Source organism: Pseudomonas aylmerensis (assembly GCF_001702265.1).
Taxonomy (GTDB): domain Bacteria; phylum Pseudomonadota; class Gammaproteobacteria; order Pseudomonadales; family Pseudomonadaceae; genus Aquipseudomonas; species Aquipseudomonas aylmerensis.
Genome location: NZ_MAUE01000035.1, coordinates 37,799 through 47,009, shown reverse-complemented (window position 1 = coordinate 47,009; position 9,211 = coordinate 37,799). Strand labels below are relative to the sequence as shown.

The window sequence follows — 9,211 nt, the reverse complement described above, 5'->3', positions numbered from 1 at the left end:
TCAAGATCAAAAGCAAAAGCACGGCGGCCTGACAGCCGGCCTGAGTGGTTAGATCAAGAGCAGAAACCTGTAGGGGCCGGCTCCCACAGGGGATCGGCGGTGTTGGCCTCGATACGGGTCTACCGCAAGCAGCCTTGAGTCACACCCATAATCCGCCGCCCCAAAGATCAAATGTGGGAGCCGTCGAGCCCCAGCGAGGCCGCGAAGGCGGCGGCATTGCCGATGTATTTCGCGCCTGACCCACCGCTTTCGCGGCCTCGCCGGGGCTCGACGGCTCCCACAGGGGATCGGCAGTGTTGGCCTCGATACCGGCCTGGCGCAAACAAACACAACCCACGATGCGAAGCGAGCCGCTTTTGATCTTGATCTTGATCTTGATCTTGATCTAGGCGCCCCATTAAACACGCTGGCCGAACGCAGGCTTGAATCCGTGGGTAACCCGGCAGGACGCCGGGTTAGCCGCCCCGCGCCATGGATGGCGCGTGGCGGCGGCCCACGGATTCAAGCCGGAGTGAGGGCACACCGAGCCTAGGCGAGGTGCCGAGTGTTGGGGCAAGAGCCCTTTTGGTTACTTTTGGGGCTCTTTTCCAAAAGTGACCCGCTGTAAGAGCGGAACCAATATCAGCCATTACCGCAGCAACGGATATGTACACCCCCCCCAAAAAAACCTCACAAAGCAAACGGAATCGTCACCTTGGCCCACAACATATCCCCCTCCGGCCGATTCTCCACATCAAACTCCTTGGCCCACCGCACCTCTGCGCTGGCGTACTTGAGAAAGGTGAAATACACCGCCGGGCCGATCGCAAAAACCTGTCCGCGCACCCCGTCGTTCACCTCCTCGCCAAAGATATTCACCACCGTGTGCCCGTACTGCTTATCGTCGGTAGTCTGCTTGAGGTAGTAACCATTCACCCCCAGGCTCAGGTTGTCAGTGACCTTGTAGCTGGCCGAATAATCGAAGTGAAAAATCTGCCCGGAGCGGTAGTCGGTGTCGTGATTTTCCTGGTTGAAGCTGTAGGTAGCCTTGATCGACAGTTCAGTGCGATCGTCAGGCATCCAGGTCGCCGAGACCAACGGTTTATAGGTGTAGAAATTGTTGCTGGTGTTGGCCAACCGCGAAGCGTCGTATTCGCCGGTGGGCAGGGTGATCTCCACGGCGGTGGCCAAGGTCAGGCGGGGGCCCATGTCCCACAGGATGATCGGCGCCACCGTGGTGTCGCCCATGCTTTCGCGCTGGTCCGACATACCGAACAGCGCCACCTGTTGCTTGAGGTAGGGCTGGGCAATGTAGCCGCCCAGGCGCCCGCCGAAAATGCGCACCGGGCTCAGGTAGTCCAGGCGCGGGATGATCGCGTCGGACTTGATGCGCACGTCCGGCACCTTGCCGCCCAGGGAGCTGATGTCCAATTTCCGCGCTTCGTAGTGGTTGTAGTACAGGTTGAAGGCGAACATATGGTCCGGCAGGTTGTTCACATCCAGGGGCAGGATGTAGAAGCCGTCAGTGCCGGGGCCGATGTTGTCGACGCCGCCTTCGGTGGCCAGGGCCGGCAGGCTGATCAGGCTCAGCAGGGCGAACGGCAGTGGGTGAAACACACGGGTGGGGTTCATGTCTGGCCTCTTTATTATTGTTAGGGCACCGCTGGTCCATAGAAATAAGCCCTGGGCGCCCGGCAGGGCAGGGTTTTGGCGGCCAGATAGGGGGACTTTGCCGGACAGTTTTCACTCATGGTGCAGCGGCTCTTGCAAGCGCCTATGATTAACAGGATGTTTCCAAAACAAGAACTGAAGCACTCAGTCAGGAACCCGCGAGCCATGCAAAGGAAAGCCGTAGACCCGCACTTCGAGTTGGCGCTTGTGTCACCGTTCCTATTGCAGACGCTCGGGCAGGTGGTGGCGCAGAAAGGCGCCAATGCCGAGGCCCTGTGCCGTGGCCTGGGGTTCACCCTGGCTGACCTGGATGACCCGGCCCAACGCATTTCCTATCGCCAGGCGGTGGCGATGATCCAGCGTGCGCTGAGGGTGTTGCCCGACCAGGGCCTGGGGCTGTGGGTGGGCCATCAGAATGTGCTCGGCACCCTCGGCTTGCTCGGCCACGTGATTTCCTTGTGCAAGACCTTGCGCGATGCGTTTGCCATCGGCGAGCGCCATCAGCACACCTCCGGGGGCATCGCCACCACCCGCACGCATGAAGGGCCCCACGAGGTGTTTATCGACGTCGAGTGCCTGCTGCCGTATGCCGAGGTCCAGGTGTTTGCCGCCGAGGAGTTCTTCGCCAGCCTGATGGTGTACGGCCGCGCACTCGTGGGGGCTGAATTCATGCCGCTGCGCGTGGAGTTCGTGCATGCCGCACCGCCTTATGCGGCGCAGTACCCGCAGCTGTTTGGCGCCGATGTGCGTTTCGGCTGTCTGCACAACCGCATGGTGCTGGCGCCCCATTGGCTGGATGTGCGCTTGCCCAATCACCATGCCCTGGCGCTGCGCCAGGCCCTGGAGTTGCTGGAGTTGGAGAGTGCCCAGCTGCACCAGAAGATGGACCTGATCCAGGCGGTGGAGCGCGCAATTTCCCGCGACTTGCAGGGCAGCCACTTGGAGAAGGTTGCGAGTGACCTGAACATGAGCGGACGCACCCTGCGTCGGCGCCTGACCGAACACGGGCTGACCTTCGAGGCCTTGCTGGAGCAGGTTCGTCGCGCCCGGACCATGGGGCTGCTGGGCAATCCGGGATTGTCTATCGAGCGCATCACCGAGGAAGTCGGCTACAGCGACGTGCGCAGTTTTCGGCGGGCGTTCAAGCGCTGGACGGGGGTGAGCCCCAGTGCGTTTCGCGGTGACGGGGGAGGGGCGGCGTAGTCTGTCGCGTAACCTTTGCCTGGCGATTGCCCAGAACGCAAAAACGGCACCCGAAGGTGCCGTTTCTGTTGACTGCATCCTGCTAAGCGATCAAACGCCCAGTACCGCGTGCTGCACCAGGGTGAGCAACGGTTGTGGGTACACGCCCAGGAAGAACGCGAGCAGGGCGATGGCCAGCAGCATCACGCCGCCTGCCTTCTGTTCCCAATGCAGCTCGGCGTCCACACGGCGCAGGTTTGGCTCGATCAGGTACAGGGTGACCATCACGCGCAGGTAGTAGAACACGCCGATGGCGCTGCCCAGCACCAGCGAGGCAACCAGCCACCATTCGTGGGCTTCGACACCGGTAGCGACAATGTAGAACTTGCCGATGAAACCTGCAGTCAGCGGGATACCGGCCAGGGACAACATCATCACGGTCAGTACGGCGGTCAGGTACGGACGGCGCCAGAACAGGCCGCGGTATTCGTACAGGGCGTCGGCGTCACGGCCTTTGTACGGCGAGGACATCAGGGTAATCACGCCGAACGCGCCGAGGCTGGTGATCACGTAGGTGACCAGGTACACGCCGATGGCTTCCACGGCCAGGCCCTTGCTCGCCACCAGGGCGATCAGCAGGTAGCCGAAGTGGGCGATGGACGAGTAACCGAGCAGACGCTTGAGGTTGTTCTGGGTCAGGGCCAGCAGGTTACCGAACAGGATCGACGCGATGGCGATCACGGTCAGCACGTTGCTCAGCACCCCGGTGTTGGCCGCTGGCGAGATCTGGAACAGACGCACCATCACCGCAAACACCGCGACTTTCGACGCGGTCGCCAGGAACGCGGCCACCGGCGCCGGGGCGCCTTCGTACACGTCCGGGGTCCACAGGTGGAACGGCACCAGCGACAGCTTGAACGCCAGGCCGATCAGCATCATCGCCAGGCCCAACTGGGCAATCGGCGCCGGGCTGTTGGTGGCGGCCAGGGCGTGGCCGATACCGGTGAAGCTCAGGCTGCCGGCTTCGGCGTAGAGCAGGGCCATGCCGAACAACAGGAACGCGGAACCGGCCGCAGACAGCACCATGTACTTGATGCCGGCTTCCAGGGAGCGCTTGTTGAAGAAGGCGTAGGCCACCAGGCCGTAGGTCGGGATCGATAGCAGTTCCAGGCCGATGAACAAGCCAGCCAGGTGCTGCGCGCTGACCAGCACGATACCGCCGGCCGCAGCCAGCAGGATCAGCAGGTACAGCTCTTCCTTGTTGCCTGGGTAGCCGGTGCCGCCTTCGCCGAGGTAGGCGTGGGCGAGGGTGACGCAGGCCAGTGTCGCCACCAGGATCAACGCGATATACAGCAGCGCGAAGTCATCGACCATCATCAGCGGGGTGACCGCCAGTGGCGCGACCTTGAGGGCCGGGATGATCGACAGCAGGGCCAGGTTCAAACCGGCACAGGACAGCAGGAACGTTTGCGAGTGATTGCGGCGCCAGGCGATCGCCAGCATCACCACCACGATGGTGAGGCTGGTGATCAGCAGCGGCGCAAGCGCGATAAAGTGTTGGATCGTGAATTCCATAGCGCTCTTACCGGGCCGAAGCGAGTTGAGAGAAGGCGGTGCCGAACCACTGCTGCACGCCATGCATCGTTGCGGCAGAAGTGTCCAGGAACGGTTGCGGGTACACGCCGATGTAGATCAGCAATACCGCAAGGCCGAGCACCATGATCAGTTCGCGAGCATCCATCCCTTGCAGGACGGTGTCGGACTTGGCCGGGCCGAAGTACGCGCGGTGGATCATGATCAGCGAGTAGACCGAACCGAACACCAGGCCGGACGTCGCGATGGCACTGATCCAAGGCGTCTGGACGAACGACCCCATCAGGATCAGGAACTCGCCGATGAAGTTACCGGTACCCGGCAAGCCCAGGGACGCGGCGGCGAAGAACAGGCTGATCGCCGGCAGGTACGCGATGCGCGACCACACGCCACCCATTTCACGCATGTCACGGGTGTGCAGGCGCTCGTACAGCTGGCCACTCAGGATAAACAGGGCAGCGGCCGAAACACCGTGGGCCAACATCTGGATCACCGCGCCTTGCAGCGCCAGTTGGCTGCCGGAGTAGATGCCGATCAGTACGAAGCCCATGTGGGAAACGGACGAGAAGGCAATCAGGCGCTTGATGTCGGTTTGTGCGAAGGCCAGGAAGGCACCGTAGAAGATCCCGATCAGACCCAGGGTCATGGCGATCGGCGCAAACTCGGCCGAGGCATTCGGGAACAGCGGCAGGGCGAAACGCAGCAGGCCATAAGCAGCGGTCTTCAGCAGGATACCGGCCAGGTCCACAGAACCTGCGGTTGGCGCCTGGGCGTGCGCATCCGGCAGCCAGGAGTGGAACGGCACCACCGGCAGCTTCACCGCGAAAGCGATGAAGAAGCCCAGCATCAGGATGTACTCGGTGGTCAGCGACATCTTGGTTTTCAACAGGTCGGCGTAGTTGAAGGTAATCACGCCGGTGTTGTTGAAGTTGACCAGTACCAGGCCCAGGATCGCCACCAACATGATCAGGCCGGAAGCCTGGGTGAAGATGAAGAACTTGGTCGCCGCGTAGATCCGGGTTTTCTTGCCGTCCGAAGAACTGTGACCCCAGAGCGCGATGAGGAAGTACATCGGCACCAGCATCATTTCCCAGAAGAAGAAGAACATGAACAGGTCGAGGGCGAGGAATACGCCAACCACACCGCCCAGGATCCACATCAGGTTCAGGTGGAAGAAGCCCACGTGACGCTGAATCTCTTTCCAGGAGCAGAGTACCGAGAGGATACCCAGCAGGCCGGTCAGCAGGATCATCAACAGCGACAGGCCGTCGAGGGCCAGGTGCACGTTGATGCCGAAGCGCTGGATCCAGACGTGCTTGAACTCAAGCGCCCAGGTCGGATCGGCGCCAGGCGCCGGAGCAAATGAATAGTCACCGTGGGCCCACAGCCAGAGGCCGAGAGCGAGTTCCAGGGACATGGTCAGCAACGCAATCCAGCGGGGGAGGGTGGCGCCGAAGCGTTCACCCATCCAGCAGAGCAGGCCGCCGATAAAGGGGATCAGGATTAGCCAGGGCAGAATCATGACGGGCTCGTTTCCTTTCGCAAGTTCGCAAAGTTCATATCAGACCGCTACCACAACAATGGCGCCGATCACCAGGACGGCACCGGCCGCCATGGAAGCTGCATACCAACGCAATTGGCCAGTCTCGCTGCGGCTCAGGGCAGTGTGACCACCCTTGGCGGCGCGCGGGATCAAACCGATGGTCTGGTCGAGCGGGTCTTTGCGCAGTACATGGCTGATGGCGAGGTAGGGCTTGACGAACAGTTTGTCGTAGATCCAGTCGAAGCCCCAGGCGGCGAACCACCAGGCCGAAAGGAAGCGGCCAATGCCACTGTTGGCAACGGCCGTGACGAAGCGGCGCTTGCCGAGGAACAGCAGGGCCGCCAGCAGGATACCGGCGATGGCGATGGCGCCCGAGGCGATCTCCAGGCTGTGCTTGGCGGCACCGCCGGCATGGCCAGCGCTTTCCGGCAGGACGCCGGCGAGTGGCGGAGTGATCATGGCGCCGATGAAGGTCGACAGGATGATCAGCACCGACAGTGGCAACCAGTGGGAGATGCCGTGGCCTGCGTGTGCTTCGGTCTTGGCTTCACCGTGGAAGGTGATGAAGATCAGGCGGAAGGTGTACAGCGAGGTCATGAAGGCACCGACCAGGCCTGCGTACAGCAGGTTCTGGTTACCGCTGGCAAAGGCTTCCCAGAGGATTTCGTCTTTCGAGTAGAAACCTGCGGTCACCAGTGGCAGGGCAGCGAGTGCGGCACCACCGACGATGAAGCTGGCGTAGGCCAGTGGCAGTTTCTTCCACAGGCCGCCCATCTTGAAGATGTTCTGCTCGTGGTGGCAGGCAACGATCACCGCACCGGAAGCAAGGAACAGCAGGGCTTTAAAGAAGGCGTGGGTCATCAGGTGGAAGATCGCCGCGTCCCAGGCGCCGACGCCCAGGGCCAGGAACATGTAGCCGATCTGGCTCATGGTCGAGTAGGCGAGGATCCGCTTGATGTCGGTCTGCACCAGCGCGGCGAAGCCGGCCAGTACCAGGGTCACGCCGCCGACCAGGCCCACCAGGTGCAGGATTTCCGGCGCCAGGGTGAACAGGCCATGGGTACGTGCGATCAGGTAGACACCGGCGGTCACCATGGTTGCCGCGTGAATCAGTGCGGAAACCGGGGTAGGACCGGCCATGGCATCCGCCAGCCAGGTTTGCAGCGGCAGTTGCGCCGATTTACCCACGGCGCCGCCCAGCAGCATCAGGGTCGCCAGGGTGATCCAGAAGTCGCCGACCTGGAATTTCTGCGGTGCCAGTACCAGCAGTTCCTGGATGTTCAACGTGCCCACTTGTTGGAACAGGATGAACAGGCCGATGGCCATGAACACGTCGCCGATCCGGGTCACGATAAAGGCCTTGAGTGCCGCGTTACCGTTGTTGCGGTTGCTGTAGTAGAAACCAATCAACAGGTACGAGCACAGGCCCACGCCTTCCCAGCCGAAGTACAGGAACAACAGGTTATCGCCGAGCACCAGGAACAGCATGCTGGCGATAAACAGGTTGGTGTACGAGAAGAAGCGCGAGTAACCGGCTTCACCGCGCATGTACCAGGACGCGAACAGGTGGATCAGGAAGCCCACGCCGACGACCACGCCGAGCATGGTGATCGACAGGCCGTCGATGTAGAGGGCGAAGTTGGGCTTGAAGCCCTCCACCGACATCCACTGCCACAGCACCAGGGTGTAGTGGCCGCCTTCCGGCGGTGCCACGTTGAATTGCCAGATGACGTAGGCGGCGACAATCGCCGACAGGCCAATGGAACCCACGCCGATCAGGGCAGACAGGTTTTCCGACCAGCGTCCACGGGAGAACGACAGCAGCAGGAAACCGATCAGGGGAAATACGAAAGTCAGAAAGATCATGTTCATCCGCGCATCTCACTGGCAGCGTCGATATCAAGCGTGTGGAAGCGACGATACAGCTGCAGCAGGATCGCCAGGCCGATACTGGCCTCGGCGGCTGCCAGGCTGATCACCAGGATGAACATGACTTGTCCATCCGGCTGGCCCCAACGTGCACCTGCCACGATGAAGGCCAGTGCCGCAGCGTTCATCATGATTTCCAGGCTCATCAACACGAACAGAATGTTACGGCGGACCATCAGGCCGACCAGGCCAAGGCAGAACAGGATGCCGGCGACCGCCAGACCATGCTCCAAAGGGATAGCAGGCATCGTCATTGCTCCTTGGCTTCGTTGCGGCCCAAGTGGAAGGCAGTGATGGCTGCAGCGAGCAGCAGCATCGACGCCAGTTCGACCACCAGCAGGTACGGGCCGAACAGGCTGACGCCCACGGCTTTCGCGTCCACGGTGGTGTGGCCGATGGCCTGGCCGCTCTGGTGAGCGAACAGCACATACAGCAGTTCAGCCAGCAGCAGGGCTGCCAGGATCACCGGGCCGAGCCAGATGCCGGGCTTGAGCCAGACGCGCTCCTGGGCGACCGAGGCCGGCCCCAGGTTGAGCATCATCACCACAAACACGAACAGCACCATGATGGCGCCGGCGTAGGCAATCACTTCCAGTACACCGGCGAACGGTGCGCCGAGGCTGAAGAAGGTCATGGCCACGGCGATCAGCGAAATGATCAGGTAGAGCAGGGCGTGCACGGGGTTGGTGTTGGTGATCACGCGAAGCGTGGACACCACTGCAATACCCGATGCGAAATAGAAAGCGAATTCCATCTTTCTTCCTTAAGGCAGCAAGCTCTTCACGTTGATCGGCTCGGCTTCGTTTTGTGCGGCGCCTTTCGGCTTACCGGCAACGGCCATACCCGCAACACGATAGAAGTTGTAATCAGGGTTTTTACCGGGACCAGAGATCAGCAGATCTTCTTTCTCGTACACCAGGTCCTGACGTTTGAACTCGGCCATCTCGAAATCCGGTGTCAGCTGGATTGCGGTGGTCGGGCAAGCTTCCTCGCAGAGGCCGCAGAAAATGCAGCGCGAGAAGTTGATGCGGAAGAAGTCCGGGTACCAGCGACCGTCTTCGGTTTCAGCTTTCTGCAGGGAGATGCAACCCACCGGGCACGCCACGGCGCACAGGTTGCAGGCTACGCAACGCTCTTCGCCATCGGGGTCACGGGTCAGCACGATGCGGCCGCGATAGCGCGGCGGCAGGTACACCGCTTCTTCCGGGTATTGCAGGGTGTCGCGTTTGCGGAAGCCATGGCCGAAAACCATCACCAGGCTTCGCAACTGGGTACCGGTACCCTTAACGATGTCGCCAATATATTTGAACATGG

The 9,211-nt window shown here is 61.5% G+C and carries 8 protein-coding genes; 1 reads left to right on the top strand and 7 read right to left on the bottom strand.

The genetic code is table 11. The features are described from left to right. Window positions 1–669: 669 nt before the first annotated feature. The gene (locus BBG20_RS23140) at window positions 670–1,611 is read right to left on the bottom strand and encodes a SphA family protein (protein WP_065907532.1); all 942 of its coding nucleotides are present in this window, start codon (window positions 1,609–1,611) and stop codon (window positions 670–672) included. A gap of 204 nt (window positions 1,612–1,815) precedes the next feature. Here BBG20_RS23140 and BBG20_RS23135 point away from each other — a divergent pair, with 204 nt between their 5' ends. Next, window positions 1,816–2,853 (top strand): AraC family transcriptional regulator, encoded by a 1,038-nt coding sequence (locus BBG20_RS23135; RefSeq protein WP_065907530.1) that lies wholly within the window; start codon window positions 1,816–1,818, stop codon window positions 2,851–2,853. Between the two features lie 90 nt (window positions 2,854–2,943). Here BBG20_RS23135 and nuoN read toward each other — a convergent pair whose 3' ends face one another. Genes nuoN through nuoI form a run of 6 tightly spaced genes read right to left on the bottom strand, consistent with a single transcriptional unit; the run spans window position 2,944 to window position 9,209 of the window. Next, window positions 2,944–4,407, bottom strand: a complete 1,464-nt coding sequence (nuoN, locus tag BBG20_RS23130) for an NADH-quinone oxidoreductase subunit NuoN (RefSeq protein ID WP_003192122.1) — start codon at window positions 4,405–4,407, stop codon at window positions 2,944–2,946. 7 nt (window positions 4,408–4,414) lie between these two features. Next, window positions 4,415–5,947, bottom strand: coding sequence for an NADH-quinone oxidoreductase subunit M (gene nuoM / locus BBG20_RS23125; protein WP_065907529.1), 1,533 nt, complete (start codon window positions 5,945–5,947; stop codon window positions 4,415–4,417). Between the two features lie 39 nt (window positions 5,948–5,986). Continuing rightward, entirely contained in the window at window positions 5,987–7,840 is a 1,854-nt protein-coding gene (nuoL, locus tag BBG20_RS23120; protein WP_065907528.1) for an NADH-quinone oxidoreductase subunit L, read from the bottom strand. After that, on the bottom strand, window positions 7,837–8,145 hold the full coding sequence (nuoK, locus tag BBG20_RS23115) for an NADH-quinone oxidoreductase subunit NuoK (RefSeq protein WP_003174727.1): 309 nt from the start codon (window positions 8,143–8,145) through the stop codon (window positions 7,837–7,839). Before nuoK ends, nuoL begins: the two co-directional genes overlap by 4 nt. Before the next feature lie 2 nt (window positions 8,146–8,147). Next, window positions 8,148–8,651: an NADH-quinone oxidoreductase subunit J gene (nuoJ, locus tag BBG20_RS23110; protein WP_065907526.1), complete on the bottom strand. Its 504-nt coding sequence runs from the start codon at window positions 8,649–8,651 to the stop codon at window positions 8,148–8,150. 9 nt (window positions 8,652–8,660) lie between these two features. Further along, entirely contained in the window at window positions 8,661–9,209 is a 549-nt protein-coding gene (gene nuoI / locus BBG20_RS23105) for an NADH-quinone oxidoreductase subunit NuoI (protein WP_003174725.1), read from the bottom strand. Window positions 9,210–9,211: the final 2 nt, after the last annotated feature.